15 protein-coding genes and 1 pseudogene are annotated in these 16,290 nt (G+C 51.9%); 8 read left to right on the top strand and 8 right to left on the bottom strand.

What is annotated here, in order from left to right; translation table 11 throughout:
* Positions 1-11: 11 nt before the first annotated feature.
* Both hisI and folE read right to left on the bottom strand, forming a co-directional pair.
* Complete coding sequence (gene hisI, locus ACHZB8_RS08820; RefSeq protein WP_316859891.1) at positions 12-464, bottom strand: phosphoribosyl-AMP cyclohydrolase; 453 nt, start codon at positions 462-464, stop codon at positions 12-14.
* A 124-nt stretch (positions 465-588) separates the two neighbouring features.
* Positions 589-1,308 (bottom strand): GTP cyclohydrolase I FolE, encoded by a 720-nt coding sequence (gene folE / locus ACHZB8_RS08815; protein WP_316859890.1) that lies wholly within the window; start codon positions 1,306-1,308, stop codon positions 589-591.
* Positions 1,309-1,555: 247 nt separating this feature from the next.
* Between folE and ACHZB8_RS08810 the strand changes: the two genes are divergently transcribed.
* Both ACHZB8_RS08810 and yidD read left to right on the top strand, forming a co-directional pair.
* Positions 1,556-1,987: an iron-sulfur cluster assembly scaffold protein gene (locus ACHZB8_RS08810; RefSeq protein WP_316859889.1), complete on the top strand. Its 432-nt coding sequence runs from the start codon at positions 1,556-1,558 to the stop codon at positions 1,985-1,987.
* A pseudogene (yidD, locus tag ACHZB8_RS08805) lies at positions 1,984-2,127 on the top strand (membrane protein insertion efficiency factor YidD); the annotation flags it as partial. The gene ACHZB8_RS08810 and the pseudogene yidD, both read left to right, overlap by 4 nt.
* A gap of 16 nt (positions 2,128-2,143) precedes the next feature.
* On the opposite strand, the gene ACHZB8_RS08800 reads toward yidD, so the two are convergent.
* Positions 2,144-2,308 carry a hypothetical protein gene (locus ACHZB8_RS08800; RefSeq protein WP_316860781.1) on the bottom strand — a complete coding sequence of 55 codons (165 nt, stop codon included), beginning with the start codon at positions 2,306-2,308 and terminating at the stop codon, positions 2,144-2,146.
* Positions 2,309-2,405: 97 nt separating this feature from the next.
* Here ACHZB8_RS08800 and thrS point away from each other — a divergent pair, with 97 nt between their 5' ends.
* Entirely contained in the window at positions 2,406-4,361 is a 1,956-nt protein-coding gene (thrS, locus tag ACHZB8_RS08795) for a threonine--tRNA ligase (RefSeq protein ID WP_316859888.1), read from the top strand.
* Between the two features lie 421 nt (positions 4,362-4,782).
* Here thrS and ACHZB8_RS08790 read toward each other — a convergent pair whose 3' ends face one another.
* Both ACHZB8_RS08790 and ACHZB8_RS08785 read right to left on the bottom strand, forming a co-directional pair.
* Positions 4,783-6,018 carry a hypothetical protein gene (locus ACHZB8_RS08790; protein ID WP_316859887.1) on the bottom strand — a complete coding sequence of 412 codons (1,236 nt, stop codon included), beginning with the start codon at positions 6,016-6,018 and terminating at the stop codon, positions 4,783-4,785.
* A gap of 392 nt (positions 6,019-6,410) precedes the next feature.
* Complete coding sequence (locus ACHZB8_RS08785) at positions 6,411-7,166, bottom strand: aldolase/citrate lyase family protein (RefSeq protein ID WP_316859886.1); 756 nt, start codon at positions 7,164-7,166, stop codon at positions 6,411-6,413.
* A 215-nt stretch (positions 7,167-7,381) separates the two neighbouring features.
* On the opposite strand from ACHZB8_RS08785, the gene ACHZB8_RS08780 reads away from it, so the two are divergent.
* Positions 7,382-8,674 carry a transglycosylase SLT domain-containing protein gene (locus ACHZB8_RS08780; protein ID WP_316859885.1) on the top strand — a complete coding sequence of 431 codons (1,293 nt, stop codon included), beginning with the start codon at positions 7,382-7,384 and terminating at the stop codon, positions 8,672-8,674.
* 176 nt (positions 8,675-8,850) lie between these two features.
* Positions 8,851-10,005 carry a DUF2336 domain-containing protein gene (locus ACHZB8_RS08775; protein ID WP_316859884.1) on the top strand — a complete coding sequence of 385 codons (1,155 nt, stop codon included), beginning with the start codon at positions 8,851-8,853 and terminating at the stop codon, positions 10,003-10,005.
* A gap of 174 nt (positions 10,006-10,179) precedes the next feature.
* Here ACHZB8_RS08775 and ACHZB8_RS08770 read toward each other — a convergent pair whose 3' ends face one another.
* The 3 genes from ACHZB8_RS08770 to ACHZB8_RS08760 all read right to left on the bottom strand — a co-directional run bounded on the left by ACHZB8_RS08770 (position 10,180) and on the right by ACHZB8_RS08760 (position 12,289).
* Positions 10,180-10,698, bottom strand: coding sequence for an Hpt domain-containing protein (locus ACHZB8_RS08770; protein ID WP_316859883.1), 519 nt, complete (start codon positions 10,696-10,698; stop codon positions 10,180-10,182).
* Positions 10,699-10,759: 61 nt separating this feature from the next.
* Complete coding sequence (locus ACHZB8_RS08765; RefSeq protein WP_316859882.1) at positions 10,760-11,293, bottom strand: response regulator; 534 nt, start codon at positions 11,291-11,293, stop codon at positions 10,760-10,762.
* Between the two features lie 222 nt (positions 11,294-11,515).
* The gene (locus tag ACHZB8_RS08760; protein WP_316859881.1) at positions 11,516-12,289 is read right to left on the bottom strand and encodes an NAD kinase; all 774 of its coding nucleotides are present in this window, start codon (positions 12,287-12,289) and stop codon (positions 11,516-11,518) included.
* A 216-nt stretch (positions 12,290-12,505) separates the two neighbouring features.
* On the opposite strand from ACHZB8_RS08760, the gene ACHZB8_RS08755 reads away from it, so the two are divergent.
* The 3 genes from ACHZB8_RS08755 (at position 12,506) to ACHZB8_RS08745 (ending at position 16,283) form a co-directional block, all read left to right on the top strand.
* Positions 12,506-13,123 carry an NUDIX hydrolase gene (locus ACHZB8_RS08755; RefSeq protein WP_316859880.1) on the top strand — a complete coding sequence of 206 codons (618 nt, stop codon included), beginning with the start codon at positions 12,506-12,508 and terminating at the stop codon, positions 13,121-13,123.
* Between the two features lie 338 nt (positions 13,124-13,461).
* A complete protein-coding gene (locus ACHZB8_RS08750; protein WP_316859879.1) occupies positions 13,462-15,054 on the top strand; it encodes an ABC transporter substrate-binding protein in 1,593 nt (530 codons plus the stop codon).
* Between the two features lie 221 nt (positions 15,055-15,275).
* Complete coding sequence (locus ACHZB8_RS08745) at positions 15,276-16,283, top strand: ABC transporter permease subunit (protein WP_316859878.1); 1,008 nt, start codon at positions 15,276-15,278, stop codon at positions 16,281-16,283.
* Positions 16,284-16,290: the final 7 nt, after the last annotated feature.

The raw sequence follows: 16,290 nt of genomic DNA, 5'->3' as shown, positions 1-16,290 counted from the left end.
ACGCCATTTTTCTATTTTTTGTATACGTCATCGGGGTCAAAGAGCGGGGCTTCTTCCCTGAATTCCAATTTGGTCTTGCCATTCGTGCAATTGGTGGCGCGGTAGAAGCAGGACTTGTAACCCTGATGGCAATTGGCCGTTGCCCCTCTTGTCCGGACCTTGATCCAGATCGCGTCCTGATCGCAATCGATCCTCATTTCGATCACATCCTGAACATTGCCGCTGGTTGCTCCCTTGTGCCAGAGTTCCTGTCTTGAGCGACTCCAGTAATGCGCTTCGCTGGTTTTCAGTGTCAGACTCAGACTCTCCGCATTCATATAAGCAAACATGACGACATCGCCGCTGTCTGCGTCGGTTACGATGCAGGCAATCAGTCCGTCTTTGTCAAACTTTGGACAGAAGTTGATGCCGAGTTCGATCTCGTCTTTGCTCAGTCCGTCTCGCGTGGAAAAAGGAAAGCTCATGGGAAATCCCGTTGGTTGAAAGAAGTGATATGGGCATAGCCTTCATTGAGGCAAAAGAAAAGGGGCCTTGCGGCCCCTTCCATCCGGTTCGTCTGATGCGCGAAAGAAAACGTGTTTGAAGGGGCTAGTCTCTTTCGCCGATCATATTCATGAATCGATGCTGCTTTTCGAGATCCTTCTCGAAAATGCCGGTGAAGCGCATTGTGACTGTCGACGCGCCACGTTTGCGGACCCCGCGCATGGTCATGCACATATGTTCCGCTTCGATGAGCAGCGCAATGCCCCGAGGTTTCAGGGTGTCTTCGATGGTGTCGATGATCTGTGCTGTCAGGCTTTCCTGCGTTTGCAGACGGCGGGCATAGGCGTCAATTACCCGAGCGAGCTTGGACAGCCCGACAACGCCATTGGCCGGATAATAGGCAATATGGGCCTTGCCGATAATGGGCACCATGTGATGCTCGCAGGCCGAAAAAAACTCGATGTCTCTCAGCAGCACCATGTCTGCATAGCCGTTGACTTCTTCAAAGGTGCGGGAGAGGGGTTCGACAGGATCTTCCGTGTAACCCCGATACAGATCTTCATAGGCTTTTACGACGCGTTTTGGCGTATCAAGCAGGCCCTCGCGTGCGGGATCGTCCCCAATCCAGCGGATCAGCGTGCGGACCGCTTCTTCCGCCTCTTGGCGGCTTGGACGTTCTACAAGTGGCCAGTCCTCATCAAGACGCTCGGCTTGCGCGGTATTTTTTAAATCTTCGCGTTTCAAGGCGTTTTCCTGCCCTTCTTTACCGTGTTCGCTATTGGCATGGTCGGTGCCGACTGTCATGGTCAAGAAAGACGCGTTCATCCTGCTTGCCTGAATAGCGTTGCACCAACCGGTTCGCCCGGTGGCGACATCATGCATTTTTTTCGTGGTTTGTCAGCAGGGAAATCAAACAAGCCTGAATAATGTAACATTATAACCTTTTTGAAGAGATTTCCTGCCAGAAGCTTCGCAATTCCATGTCCTTTTTCCCATATAGGCGTTATAGGGAAAATTACGAGAACCGGATTACCTGAATCGGATCCTACTCAAGGGAAATGAGAGAGACTTCATGCTGGACGACATCTATAATAAGAAAATTCTGGAATTCGCTGGAAATATTCCGCATCTGGAACGTCTGGTTTCCCCGCAAGCGTCATCGAAAGCGCATAGCAAACTGTGCGGCTCGACAATCGAGGTGGATCTGGTGATGGAGGATGGCAAGGTCAGTGAATTCGGACAGGGAATCAATGCCTGTGCCTTGGGGCAGGCGGCTGCGTCTGTTGTGGCCCGCCATATTATCGGGGCCGATGCTGCCGAATTGCGAAGCTTGCGCGAGCAAATGCGGGCAATGCTGGAACAGAATGGTGCCCCTCCAACAGGGAAATGGGACGATCTGAAATATCTCGAGCCGGTTCGGGACTATCCTGCGCGGCATGCCTCCACCTTGCTTGTATTCGACGCCGTTGTTGAGGCAATCGACAAAATCGAGAGCGGGTCATGAAATATCTCGCCATTGGCCTTATCAAACTCTACCAGATTTTTCTCTCGCCCTTCCTTGGGCAATCCTGTCGTTATCAACCGACCTGTTCGCGCTACACCGAGGACGCCATTCGTCGATACGGCTTCTGGCCTGGAGGATGGATGGGTCTGGCGCGTATTATGCGTTGCCATCCATATGGGCATAGCGGCTTTGATCCGGTGCCCGGGCAGTTGCCTCGGGACGCGCGATGGTATAAACCGTGGAAATACGGCCTGTGGGGAGGTGACCATATTGATCCGGAGACCAGGTTGGGTCCCCGACAATAAGCTTGTCTTCCCGCATTCAGGGCCGTCTGACAAATAGCATTTATGACGAACTCAAGGGTGTCGCACCCTTAAGCTTACCTGCGTTGTTGGCAGGAGTTGAGCAGGAGACTCTTATGGTCAATCTTACTTTCCCCGATGGTTCCGTACGTGAATTTGAAGCTGGCACGACCGGCGTTGATATTGCTGCGGGCATTTCCAAATCTCTGGCTAAAAAAGCCGTCGCCATGAAACTTGATGGCACGCTTTCGGATCTGGCCGATCCCATTACCGCAGATGCCGCAATTGAAATTGTCACCCGGAGTGATGATGCGGCGCTTGAATTGATCCGGCATGATTGTGCTCATGTGCTGGCTGAGGCCGTGCAGGAATTGTTCCCTGGCACCCAGGTCACCATCGGGCCGGTTATCGATGACGGATTCTATTATGATTTCGCACGTGAAGAGCCGTTTACACTGGAAGATCTGGAGGCCATCGAGAAAAAGATGGCTGAGATCATCGCCCGCAACGCGCCTTTCACCAAAGAGGTCTGGAGCCGGGACGTCGCCAAAAAATACTTCTCTGACCGTGGCGAGCATTACAAGGTAGAGCTTGTTGATGCGATTCCTGAAGGTGAAGATTTGAAAATCTACCGTCAGGGAGATTGGCTTGATCTGTGTCGTGGTCCGCATATGACGTCAACCGGGCACATCGGGACAGCCTTCAAATTGATGAAAGTGGCCGGTGCCTATTGGCGTGGTGATTCAAACAATGCGATGTTGAGCCGTATTTACGGTACGGCCTGGACAACAGAGAAAGACCTCAAGGCCCATCTCACCCGTCTGGAAGAAGCAGAGAAGCGCGACCACCGCAAATTGGGTCGCGAAATGGATCTGTTCCATTTCCAGGAAGAAGCGCCGGGATCCATTTTCTGGCATGAAAAGGGCTGGACGCTGTTCCAGTCACTGATCAATTATATGCGCCGTCGCCAGAAAAGCTGGGGCTACAAGGAAGTCAACAGTCCGGACATCATGGACAAGTCTCTTTGGGAATTGTCCGGTCACTGGGAAAAGTTTGGTGAAAACATGTACACCACGCAGACCCCGGACGAGCGTGTCTTCTGTTGCAAGCCGATGAACTGTCCCGGCCATGTGCAGATTTTCAAGAATGGTCTCAAGTCTTATCGCGACCTTCCTCTCAAGCTTGCCGAGTTTGGCAAGGTGCATCGCTACGAACCTTCCGGGGCTCTGCATGGCATGATGCGTGTTCGCCATTTCACGCAGGATGATGCCCATGCTTTTTGTGCTGAGGATCAGATCACTCAGGTCTGCGTTGATCTGCATGAGCAGGTGATGTCCATCTATCATGATTTCGGCTTTACCGACATTCGGGTGAAATTCTCTGATCGTCCGGAAAAACGCGTGGGTACTGACGAAGTCTGGGACGCCGCAGAAGCCGCGCTCAAAACCGCGATTGAGGCAGCCGGTCAGGACTATAGTTTCAATCCGGGCGAGGGTGCATTCTACGGACCCAAACTTGAATATGTGCTGCGTGATGCGATTGGTCGCGATTGGCAATGTGGCACGGTTCAGGTCGACCTTAACCTGCCTGGGCGTCTTGGTGCTTTCTATATCGATACCGAAGGCAACAAGGTCAATCCGGTCATGATCCACCGAGCCCTGTTCGGGTCTCTGGAACGGTTCTGCGGTATTTTGATCGAGCATTATGCCGGTCATTTCCCGCTCTGGATTGCTCCTTTACAGGTGGTCGTTGCGACCATTACCTCCGAAGCCGATGAGTATGCCAAATCCGTTGCGGCCAAACTGACCAAGGCGGGTCTCAATGTCGAGACCGATCTTCGCAATGAGAAGATCAACTACAAGGTTCGCGAACACTCGCTTGCCAAGGTTCCTGCCTTGCTGGTCGTTGGCAAAAAGGAAGCCGAGGAACAGGGCGTATCCATTCGCCGTCTCGGATCCAACAAGCAGGTGTCCATGTCGCTGGATGAGGCAATCGCTTCACTGGTCGATGAGGCAATCGCTCCAGACATTCGTCGTGAGCGCGAGGCTGATCGGGCCGCTGCTGCGGAGTGATCGATTTTCGATTTTATGGAATCTTTTTAAGGGCGGCGCTCGTTTTCGAGTGCCGCTTTTTTATGGGCCTGACCTGGCATGTCTATCGGGGCTTGAGAGATTGATTCAGGTCTTTGAGATTTTGATTCAAGAAATTCAGATGCTTTAAGTGTTTTAAATTTTTTATTTTATTCAATGGGTTGCTGCGTTTTGTTGAGAGTTTGATTCTTGGCGTGGTTCGTTCGTTGACAAAGTGATTCAAGCTTTTTGATGGCTTGGATTCTTCAAGGTCTGGAAAAGGTCGGGGTGCATCGTGCCGCGCAAGGATCGTGCCGCCCAAGGATTGCCTTGCCCTTATAGGTCTGCTTGGCGACGAGGTAATATGCTCAGACTGCGAGCACCGATTTAATGCCCTTCGTCGTGATCGTGGGACTTGTCCGGTTTATTGGGTGGCGGTGGCGATCACTTCGATTTCGCGATTGACCCCAGAGGTTACCGTGAAGTCCCTGTTATAGACCTCGTTGCCCTGTTTGGCGATCGCTGTGTAGTTGCCCGCTGCAAGAGCAAGTGTCGGGAAGGCGCCAATCGCGCGCTTGACCACGTCACCGCCGGGAGTGAAGACTGTCCATATCGTGTTGGCAAGCGCTTCGCCGCCGGGTTCCGAAACCAATCGGAGGGTGGTTTTTGCTGCGCTGTGTATCATGGTGACGTTGATCAATTTGCCTGCCTTGACTTCAACGTCGCCCCTTACCGTCGCATTGGCTGTGCCATAGCTGGATATGATGTGGTAGGTGCCCTCGGTCAGCTTGACGACATGGTTGGGCTTGACATTCTTGACCAGAAGCGTGTGCGCACCTTCATCGGCCTCGTCGCTTGTGTATACAGAAAATCTCAGGATCTTTTCATCGAGCTTCACGTCGCCGCTTGCTACGGCATTGAGGCGCAAGGCACCAGCATTGAGGACGAAGTCTTCCTTGTAATTTCCCGCTTTGGGCAGGATGACTCTTTTGGTGAGATTGGCAAAGCCATAGCCGACATAGACGATATAACTGCCAGGTTCGAGTTTCACCTCGAACGAGCCACCGTCAAGATTGTTGAGCAATTGCAAATTGCCATTCTCATCTTTCTTGTCGCTGAAAATACGCCAGTTGACGCCGCGCCTCAGCTCTTGTCCCTGTTCGTCCAACAGGGCCATCAGATACAGTTTTGCAATTCCGCCGGGCTTGATTTCTGGCTCTGCGGGTGCTTTGGGCTCGGCTGCCTGGGCGGGTGCTTGAGGGAGGAGCGGTGGCTGTCCGTCTGGCGCGGCGGTTGTGCCTGGCAGCGGCTGGTCTGCTCCGGGAGGTGGTGGTGGCGTGTTTCGTTGTGCTGCTGGAGCGTTTGCCGTTATTTGGCCCGGCAGGGCCGGAGTGGCGTTCACGTTCCCTTGCTCTTCCGGCTTTCCTTTCAGAGGATTGCTGGCGGGAACGGGAATGGTCTCTGGCAATTTCAGGTAGACCGGTGGCGGAGCGGCCTTTTTGGTCTCCTTCTTCAGGACATCACCAAGGTTCAGTGGTTTCTGGCTCGTCTGAGCTTGTGCGGCGAGTGGCATCAAGAGGAGTGATATCATCAGCCCCATGGAACAGAGAATGGTAGCAAGCGGTTTGCATGAGCGAGCAAAAAGGGCCTTGAGTAACACTGTTTTGTCCTTCACATTTCGCTGATCTTTGGGCTGTCAGGTCGAGACTCATTGATGTCTTAGGTTCTGTGTAGCATTTGCATGTGGCATAGCAAATCGAAAAACCATGATCATTTTGTGGACGCCAGATCCAAAGTTCAGCCAATTTTGCCTGTCAGTGTACCTAAAACTCTGACGAAGGGGTGTTGAACGGGAAGGGTGCCAGAGGCTTTGGTTTGCTTTCTTGCAATTTGGATGAGAAACCAAGGGGATGGTGCGGCGTGCTCAAAACCAGATTCAATGCATGCTCATGATTTGATTCAAGTTCGAGGTCGTTCCCGACATCTTTGCGCATTGATTCAAGTGCTTGACGGGGTGATTCCGGATTTCTTGTCAGGCTATTGATATGGTGTTCAAAATTCCGATTTTTGCCCGTTGTGGCGATCGGCAAATATTTTGTTGATTATCGGTACCTGTTTTGGATGGGTCGCCATTTTGCCACTGAAGCCATCACGCAATGCTGTGCTTGTTTCCCGCTCAAATCCTGTCTCGTCAGCAGGATTGTCAAGGATGGTGTCCAGGGCAGGGACGCCCGCAGAGCTTGCTGCCAACACACACAAGGATCTGGCCAATTGGATCGGTGAAGAGAGCATGGTGCTTCGGTGTGTCTCAGACTGTCGCAGATTCAGATCGTCCGCCAGCTTCTGGGCATTCCATGTCATGGCGACAAGTCTGTCGCTCTCCGCGTCATATCCTTGCAAACCAAAAACCGATGCGGGCGTGTCAGCAACCGAAGCGATGATCTTGATTGATGCCTTTGCAAGCCCGACTATTGCTTCCTGCGCCTCAAGGCGAACAGAGAGGGCTTTGATTGAACGCTCTGTCTCACATTCTGGCAGGAACAGACCGTCTGGTCTAAAGGGGATAAGGGCATCAAGATCCCTATCCACTTTCAGGGACGGCATGGGATGGATGCGCAGGAAAACGCGCGCTGTCGTCTCTTGCGCGGACCGTCTGGCCAGGGCATATTTGACGAGCCCTAACGCTTTGCTTTGGTCAGGTTGCTCGCCAACACTGGCCCAGTCGAGACAGATGGCATCGGCTTTTGAGGACAGAGCCTCATCGATGCGATTTTCGTCAAGGAGCGGGACCTGTAACAAGCTGCGCATTGCGAGCATTTTCCAATTCGTATGCTGTGGTCGATATGGCTTTGGGTCCATTTCTGTTTACAATCATGTCCAACGGAAACAAAGGGGCGTTAACAGTTTGTTAACCATTCGGTTAAAGTATGGTTAACACGTGCAAATGGGTTCATTTGCAGATTCTGTCGAACAATTTCGCTTGATCCGCAAGGGCGATCTGACGCAACCGTCCGGAGAAGAAGTTGGCCAACGCTGTTTCTCTTAATCTACCCAAACGATTTCAAGCCGCTTTTGAAGAAGCGAGCCGCACGACGGGTACGGATTTTGAATATCTTTTGAGCACAGCCAAAAGAGAAAGCAATTTCAACTCTTCAGCCAAGGCTTCCACATCCTCGGCTACGGGTCTGTTTCAGTTTGTCGAACAAACCTGGCTCGAAACGATGAAGGAGTCCGGGGCGGAACTGGGCTATGGCAATGCGGCTTCGCAAATCACCAAGGTCGGTGACAAATATTATGTGAAGGATCAGCAAGCCCGCGAGCAAATTCTGGATATGCGCAACGATCCTAAGGTGTCCGCCGTCATGGCTGGGGCCTATGCGCAGCGGAACAAGGAACAGCTGGCTGAAGAACTCAACCGCACACCGTCGCAAGGGGAACTTTATGCGGCTCATTTTCTCGGAGCGCAGGGAAGCAGCAAGCTGATTACTCTTGCCGAGAACAGTCCCAAGACGGAAGCAGCCGAGATCTTTCCTGCTCAGGCACAGGCGAACCGCAATATTTTCTATGACAAGCAGGGCAATTCGAAGACTGTTGCCGAAGTTTATAGCGACCTTGTTTCTACCGCTTCTTCTTCCACGACAACGAAGGAAGAGAAGACGACCCTGTTCAAGGTGTTTGGTCTTGGCAATCTGTTCAGTCCCAAAGAGTCCATGAAGTCTGTCCAGCTCACACGGGCCCAGGACAGCTCTTCGGTTGATTCTGTCACCCAGCAAGCACAGACAGAGGCTTCCGCTCAGAGTGACGCACCCTCCGTTATAAGCGAAAGCAAGGAGTCTCTTGAGGCGTTCTTTAATGAGCCACTGCAACAAACATTGCCAAGCCGATACGGGCTTGCATACAGCTCGACTGATACGACTGCGGTTGGCAATCGGGTCTCTCGCCTTGTCGCCGGAGATGACGGGCAGACTTCCTTGCAGGTTGCGACCGAAGGCAGCCGGAGCCGGATTTTCAGCGACGCCTACGAAGCCAGTGAAACAAGCGCTGTTTCTTCTGAAAACACACTGTCTGTCTTGCCGCGTAGAAAACCGGTGACGGCCGAGGTCTATGTCAACGAACTCAATGGCGTCTTGCCAAAAGCCAAACCAGAGACCATCAGCGGTGCGAATTCTGGTTCGGCGAGCAGCAGCACGAGTAGCCCACTTGATTTGACCGGAGAACAAGTCACGGCTGCGGTCAAGGCCACCAAGCGGTTTGGGGCCTTGGATCTGTCGGCTTTTCTGAAGGCAGATGTGTTTTCATCGAGCAAAAAAGGCTGACATCGCCTCTCTCCCTCTTTTTGAATTATGGTGAACCGATCGTTAAGGGTTGGTAGTCCAGAATGTCCCTCAAGTGTCTGGGGGACCGTTCCCCTGTTGTTTAGTTTGCGTTTTGGCCTTTGAGCGGCTTGCTGTCTTTGCGCTGTCGTTGCTCTTTGAGCCGGGGATTTGTCGGGATGATTGTTGCGAAGTTTCTCTCCTGGATTGAAACCGCCCCAGTTGCACGTCGAGCAGAGGCTACCAGCGCTCTTGCCAGGGCCTATCTTTATTCCCCCCTCGAGCCGAATGAAAAGCAGGCAGCTGAAACGGCGCTGACGATTTTGCTCGATGATCCCGCACCGATTGTCCGCGAAGCGCTCGCCCATGCCCTTGCCAATTCGCCTTATGCACCGCGTCAGGTCATTCTGTCTCTCATACAGGATATTGACGATGTTGCCGCACCGGTTGTTGCAGCCTCACCTGTTCTTCTGGATTCCGAACTGGTGGACATGGTGGCTGACCGCAGGACGATTATTCAAATGGCCGTTGCGTCAAGGCCCTCGATCAGTCCGGCCTTGTGTGCCGCCATGGCGGAAGTCGCCGAGAGTGAGGCCTGTTGCGTCATGCTCGACAATCCCGGAGCACAAATTGCCATATTCAGTTTGCGTCGAATTGCCGAGCGCTTTGGAGCTGTTCCTTCGGTTCGAAACGCTTTGTTGGCAGTTGAGGGGCTTCCCATCGATATCCGGCAAATGCTGATCGTGCAGTTGGGAGCCGCCTTGCAGCAGCTTGAACTTGTGCAGTCTTTTGTCAGCTCAGAGCGCCGATCTTCGCTGTTCAAGGATGCGTGTGACAAGGCCACGGTAGATCTTGCCTTCGATTGCGATCAGGGCGATGAGATGATTGCGCTTGTCGAGCATCTGCGGTTGTCGGGGCAATTGACGGCAGATATTCTCGTTCGCGGCTTGTGCATGGGCAATGTGGACTTGTTCGTGGCGGCGATGACCAGCCTTACCAATTTGAGCGAAACCCGGATAAGGGCCTGCGTGTCCGACCCATCAGAAGGTGTTGTGACAGCGTTGTGCAAAAAGGCCGGCATTTCCGAGCGTGTTGCGCCTGCCATCCTGTCTTCTCTCGAAGCCTATAACCGTCTTTCCGACAATCACGGGGTGGCCTTGCCCCGTTCGCGCTTTGCGCGGCTGATGGTTGACCAGATTCTTGGTGACTATAATGGAATTGCCGAAGATGAGATGGATGATCTGCTGGCGTTGCTGCGTCGGTTTGCGACCCAGATTGCCAGAGATGAAGCGCGCGAGATGAGCGCTATGCTTAAGCAGGTAACGGCAGCCTGAACCCCTTTTGCCCAGAAATGGCTTTGCAAGGGGCGAGCGCTGACTCGCTCTCTACCGTGCAGGGGATTTTGCGGGGCGCCAATTTGCTCTCTTGAGGCCGGTTTACTCTTTATGCCGCTTCACTCTTTGTGTCGCTTCACTGGCCTTTGAGTGGGGCGTCAGACTTTGAGCGCCCTATTTCTTGTCCGTGTTTTCGGTTGTGTCCTCTTGTGGCTCAAACTTGGAGATGATCTCTTCTGAAAGATTGCCAAGTTCAGCGACGAGTTCCTTGCCGATGACATTGTCTTCTTCTCTCGCATTTTCTTTCACGACTGCGGAGATTGCCTGCACATGCTTGCACAAAAGGTCTTTGGGAAGATTTTCACGGTTCGGGATTCGCTCGATGAGTTCGCAAAGTGAACCGGCAATATGGCCTGCCAGCGGGAAACCCATGGTGTGAGCCTGACCCTTGATGTCGTGAGCAGAGCGAAACAGCTTGTCCAGACTTTCCTCGGTCATGTCTTTCTTTTCGACCATGTCCCACGCATATTGCAGCTTGGCGACTTCGTCACGCATCCAATTGCCAAAGTTGATGGACAGCCTTTCCATCGCCTCTTCGGCCTTGGCCACGGGGTCCATGCCACTGCTGTTCGGCAAGATCTTGATTTTCTTTCTCAAGTCGACTTTGGGCTTAACGATCTCATAGTCGGCCATTGAACGTGTCCTTTGTCTGTCCAGTTGTCTGATGGCGATACCATCTTATCACAACTTGAAATTAACTTGCTTCTTTTAATTCGTCGGATTTCTGCTCATCCGATATTGCACCGGCGCGGCGCTCAGCACCCTTGTAAAGGGGATTCGAAAATCGCCTGCGGTCCGGTCCATAGAAACCGCCGGCTCTGACGAAACTGCGCGGATTTATCAAGCAGTTGGCGACCCTCGCATACAAGGCCTTTGCCGAGATTGGTTTGCAAAGGAATTCCGTTATGCCTGCGTCTCGCGCCTCAATCACCTTTCTTTTTTCCGAATGCCCGGTGAGCATAATGATCGGGACCGTCGGATTGCTGGATGATTCGCGGCTGCGCATCATGCGTGTCAGTTCGATGCCGCTGAAAATCGGCATATACCAATCTGTTATGACAATGTCCGGTGACGTTGTCTGAAAGAGTTCAAGGCCTGCGGCCCCGTCCTCTGCTTCAGTCACTTCTCGCGCGCCGAAACCATTGATCAGGGTCCGGATAACGCGTCTCATATGCGTATTGTCCTCCACGATGAGAAAACGCAGTTGCGAGAGGTCAACATTGATCATTTCGTTCTTCCCGAGACGTCTCGTGTGATATCTCTTCGTGGCATGACTTGGCTGCCACCGGCGGATTCGGGTAAAAAGGTTACCAGAAGTCCGTTAAGGAAGCATTTCGGGCTATCGTCTTCTTTTTTGATCTTTTGTAGATAGAATTGGCGTGAGGACCGCCTTCTTCGTGACCGTTGAACCGATGCTCTATGCAAGTAGAACCGCTCGTGCCGGTTTGTTCTAGTAGCGGAATTGCTCGGTCAAGATGCGTTCGGTCCATCCATGTTCTGGGTCGAACATGATCTTGCAGGAATTTTGCGGAGCTTCCGTGATGTCGACTTCGAGGATGGAGCGGATCTCATTGTGATCGGCAACCGCGCTCATTGGGCGCTTTTTGGATTCCCGGACGACCAGTTTGACCCTTGCCGTGTTGGGCAAAAGGGCGCCGCGCCAATGGCGGGGGCGAAAGGGGCTTATTGGTGTGAGGGCGAGCAGAGGGGCATCGATAGGCAGAATCGGTCCGTGAGCAGACAGATTATAAGCGGTGCTGCCAACAGGAGTTGACACGATCGCACCATCGCAAATCAGCTCATCCATGCGAATCTTGCCGTCAATCTGTATTTCCAGCTTGGCGGCCTGGGCGCTTTGCCTGAAAACGGAGATCTCATTGATCGCGAGCGCTTCATGAAGTTTGCCATCTGCGGTCAGTGCACTCATGTGCAATGGATGGATTTCTGAGATTTCGGCCTTGTCCAGGCGGGATAAAAGTCCCTCCTCGGAATACTCATTCATCAGAAAACCAATAGATCCGCAATTCATGCCATAGATGGGGATCGAACTGTTCATATAGCGATGCAACGTCTGAAGCATCAGACCATCCCCGCCCAGCGCGACAATCACGTCTGCCTGTTCGGCAGGGATTGAGCCATATTGTTTCTCGAGCCGCTGGCGTGCCAAATCCGACTCCTCCGTCGCGCTGGAGATGAAGGCGATTTTTTCGAAAGGCCGTGCCATGCGGATTGTCCGGTATGTGTTATTCAAATCGAGCAATGAAAATGCAATTTGATTTGTGAGCTTTTGTATGTTGACTATAAGGCTAAGAATATCCTCAATTGCCTTATGCTTTGGTTGAGTAACACGGATGGGCGCGATTGCCAATCGGTTGTAAATGATACCAGCCCCGAAAAAAGGTGCAGTCTGCGAGAATTGGTTTTTGTCGAGCAAGGACCAATGCGTGCTTTCGAATTGACGTCTGGCGGAAAAATGACGACCACTCACGAATTGCTTTCAAAAAAAACGCTTTGTTCTCTCGATAAGGGCTCGATTGAAGATCTGACCATTCGCACTGTGCATGAGGATGGCCGGGAGCATGTTGTCTCTGAACCGGTATGGAACGACCGGGATTCCATTGCTGTCCTGCCCTTTGATGCCGAAGCACAAACGGTGCTGCTTGTTCGCCAGATGCGGCCGGCTGTCTACTGGCGTGATCAGGACATGATCCTTGAGGCCTGCGCTGGCGGGATCGAGGCTTCGGATTTGTCAGTCGAAGAGGCCTGCCGCCGGGAAGCGGCTGAGGAGCTGGGGGTCGTTATCGAGAATTTGCAGCTTGCGGCTCAGGTCTTCATCAATCCTGCCCGTATGGTTGAGAAGGCCAATATGTTTCTGGCCAGCTATAAAGCCGGTTCTCAGGATCTTGCCGGGCGGCATCAGGATGAAGACGAAGACATTGAGGTCGTCGAGGTTTCGCTTGATATACTCGCGGGTTGGCACAAGTCGGGAGATATAAGGTGCCCTCGGCTCCTGATCCTCACCCAGGCTTTGCTTGCCAAGCTGAAAGAAACAGATTGAAACAAGAATAGTACGCGAACTTATTGTTAAAAATATCTATGGTTCGGTTGTGGACTGACCTTGCAGTTTCGTGCAGAGCTCAAAATAGGCGAATTTTTTTCTGTTTTTGAAGTCAATTTGAACATTTTGTTCCAAATAGAGTGCATAAAATATAATAAGAGATTGCAATTCTCATCACTTTGTATTCGACTTTTGCCGTGCTGTTTGCAGATGGTACTTGGGGGGGTGTGACAAGTCTGCATTATAAGACTTGGAACACTAACTGATTAGGTCAATATTCCTGACACACCATCTTGCACGCATGATTGACTGATAATGTTCACAGAGGGATTCAAACAATGAAGCTGCTTTCCAAAGCTTTGGCCGCTACCGCATTGGCCATCGTTTTGTCTGCACCCGTGCAGGCAAAAACACTGGTATATTGCTCCGAGGGTAGCCCTGAAGGCTTTACCCCAGCTCTCTATACTGCGGGTACTACTTTTGATGCGTCATCTCGCGCAGTTTTCAACAAACTTGTCGAGTTCGAACGCGGTGCTACCAATGTTATCCCTGGTCTTGCTGAAAGCTGGGATGTTTCCGAAGATGGTCTGGAATATACGTTCCATCTGCGTGATGGTGTGAAATTTCATACCACCAAAGACTTTACCCCAACTCGCAATTTCAATGCTGATGACGTGATTTTCTCGTTCATGCGTCAGAAAGATCCCAACCATCCTTACAACAAGGTTTCCGGCGGTACTTACGAGTATTTCGGTGGCATGTCCATGGACAGCCTTGTCAAGGAAATCGTCAAAGTGGACGATCTCACCGTCAAATTCGTTCTGAATCAGGTTGAAGCACCTTTCATCGCCAACATGGCCATGGATTTTGCTTCCATCCATTCAAAAGAATATGCTGATCAGGTCGAAAAAACCGGCAATCTGGAAATGTTCGACCAGAATCCGGTTGGGACTGGTCCATTCCAGCTGGTTGCCTATCAGAAAGACGCGATCATCCGTTACAAAGCCTTCCCTGATTATTGGGGTGGCAAAGCTGCGATTGACGATCTGGTCTTTGCGATCACGCCTGATGCATCCGTTCGCTACCAGAAAATGAAAGCTGGCGAATGCGACGTCATGCCTTATCCGAATCCGGCTGATATTGAAGCCATGAAGGCTGATCCGAATATCAACCTGATGGAACAGGAAGGCCTGAACGTTGGCTATCTGGCTTACAACAACCAGAAAGACAAATTCAAAGATGTCCGCGTTCGTAAAGCTCTGAACATGGCCATCAACAAACAGGCTATTCTCGACGCTGTTTTCCAGGGCGCCGGTAAAGCTGCTAAAAACCCGATTCCGCCAACCATGTGGTCTTACAACGACAAAGTTGTCGATGATCCATATGATCCGGAAGCTGCGAAAAAGCTTCTTGCAGAAGCTGGCGTTTCCGGCATGAAAACCAATATCTGGGCGATGCCTGTACAGCGTCCATACAACCCGAATGCTCGCCGTATGGCCGAGCTTATTCAGGCTGACTGGAAAGCTATCGGTGTGGATGCAGAGATTGTTTCCTACGAGTGGGGCGAATATCTGAAACGCTCTTCTGCTGGTGAACATGACGCCGTGCTTCTGGGCTGGACCGGTGACAATGGTGACCCGGACAACTTCATGTATGTTCTGCTTGGTTGCGATGCTGTTGAATCTGGTGCCAACCGTGCAAAATGGTGCAACACCGAGTTCAACGATCTGCTGGTCAAAGCAAAACAGACCACAGACATGGCTGAACGCACCAAACTTTATGAAGAAGCTCAGGTTGTCTTCAAACGTGAAGCTCCATGGGCAACCATTGCTCACTCAGTGGTCTTCATGCCAATCAGCACCAAAGTAAAAGGCTACAAGATCGACCCATTCGGTGGACACGTCTTCTACGGTGTTGATATCGATAAATAATCTTGTGAAAGGTGGAGACGGATTTTTCTGTCTCCACCCTTTTTGTGTCTGAATAGTGGAAATTGTTGCTCGTATCCGCTAGAAGAAACCGAAACCCTTGCCGCCCAATCAATGAAACCCGGTTATGTCGGGTGTCGATCAGAACAAAAATCGGCAAGCAGGCTGCTTAAACTTATAGCCAAGAGTCTTTTACTCTTGCTCTTACCGGACTGGCTGTATCTATGTTTGGTTTTATTCTACGCCGGATCGGGATGTTGATCCCGACCTTTATAGGCGTAACGCTCGTTGCGTTCTTTTTCATCCGGCTACTGCCGGGTGACCCCATCCTGTTGCTGGCTGGTGAACGCGGTATTTCTGCTGAGCGCTATGCTGAATTGCAACATTCCTTCGGGTTCGACAAACCTGTCATCATGCAATATCTGGACTATGTGGTCGGGTTGTTTCAGGGCGATTTCGGCATGTCAATGGTGACGCGTCGGCCTGTCTGGGACGAGTTTTTTACCTTGTTTCCCGCTACCCTGGAGCTCTCCTTTGTAGCGATCATCATCGCTGTCTTCATTGGTATTCCGGCGGGCGTCATTGCTGCGGTCAAACGCGGCTCGATGTTTGACCACACTGTCATGACCGGTGCGCTGGTTGGATATTCAATGCCGATTTTCTGGTGGGCTCTGCTTGCTATCATCGTTTTTTCAGGATGGTTGCAATGGACCCCGGTGTCCGGGCGCATTTCCGTGATGTATTTTTTCGACCCGGTGACCGGTTTCATGTTGATCGACTCGCTTCTGTCTGACCAGAGCGGAGCGTTTGCGTCAACGGTTTCCCATCTTATTCTGCCCTCTTGCGTGCTTGCCACCATTCCGATGGCGGTGATTGCACGCCAGACCCGATCAGCCATGCTTGAGGTTCTGGGCGAGGATTATGTTCGGACTGCCAAGGCGAAAGGCCTGACCAAGCTCAGGATCATTGGTTTGCACGCCCTTCGAAACGCTCTCATTCCGGTGGTTACCACCATCGGGTTGCAGGTTGGCGTCTTGATGGCAGGTGCCATTCTGACCGAGACGATTTTCTCCTGGCCCGGGATTGGCAAGTGGATGGTCGACAGTATTTCTCGTCGCGACTATCAGGTCGTGCAAGGTGGCCTTTTGATGATTGCCATGCTCGTGATGACTGTCAATCTGGTGGTCGATCTGCTTTACGGTCTCATCAACCCGCGTATCCGGCATAATTGAGAGGGAG

Source organism: uncultured Cohaesibacter sp. (assembly GCF_963556055.3).
Classification (GTDB): domain Bacteria; phylum Pseudomonadota; class Alphaproteobacteria; order Rhizobiales; family Cohaesibacteraceae; genus Cohaesibacter.
This window is presented reverse-complemented; position numbering and strand designations above follow the sequence as displayed.

Excerpts from the sequence above, each read along its gene's own strand:
- ACHZB8_RS08750 (WP_316859879.1), top strand. The coding sequence starts at position 13,462 with ATGAAGCTGCTTTCCAAAGCTTTGGCCGCTACCGCATTGGCCATCGTT.
- ACHZB8_RS08745 (WP_316859878.1), top strand. The coding sequence starts at position 15,276 with ATGTTTGGTTTTATTCTACGCCGGATCGGGATGTTGATCCCGACCTTT.
- ACHZB8_RS08760 (WP_316859881.1), bottom strand. The coding sequence starts at position 12,289 with ATGGCACGGCCTTTCGAAAAAATCGCCTTCATCTCCAGCGCGACGGAG.
- hisI (WP_316859891.1), bottom strand. The coding sequence starts at position 464 with ATGAGCTTTCCTTTTTCCACGCGAGACGGACTGAGCAAAGACGAGATC.
- ACHZB8_RS08775 (WP_316859884.1), top strand. The coding sequence starts at position 8,851 with ATGATTGTTGCGAAGTTTCTCTCCTGGATTGAAACCGCCCCAGTTGCA.
- ACHZB8_RS08765 (WP_316859882.1), bottom strand. The coding sequence starts at position 11,293 with ATGATCAATGTTGACCTCTCGCAACTGCGTTTTCTCATCGTGGAGGAC.
- ACHZB8_RS08770 (WP_316859883.1), bottom strand. The coding sequence starts at position 10,698 with ATGGCCGACTATGAGATCGTTAAGCCCAAAGTCGACTTGAGAAAGAAA.
- thrS (WP_316859888.1), top strand. The coding sequence starts at position 2,406 with ATGGTCAATCTTACTTTCCCCGATGGTTCCGTACGTGAATTTGAAGCT.
- ACHZB8_RS08785 (WP_316859886.1), bottom strand. The coding sequence starts at position 7,166 with ATGCGCAGCTTGTTACAGGTCCCGCTCCTTGACGAAAATCGCATCGAT.
- folE (WP_316859890.1), bottom strand. The coding sequence starts at position 1,308 with ATGAACGCGTCTTTCTTGACCATGACAGTCGGCACCGACCATGCCAAT.
- ACHZB8_RS08755 (WP_316859880.1), top strand. The coding sequence starts at position 12,506 with ATGCGTGCTTTCGAATTGACGTCTGGCGGAAAAATGACGACCACTCAC.
- ACHZB8_RS08810 (WP_316859889.1), top strand. The coding sequence starts at position 1,556 with ATGCTGGACGACATCTATAATAAGAAAATTCTGGAATTCGCTGGAAAT.
- ACHZB8_RS08800 (WP_316860781.1), bottom strand. The coding sequence starts at position 2,308 with ATGCGGGAAGACAAGCTTATTGTCGGGGACCCAACCTGGTCTCCGGAT.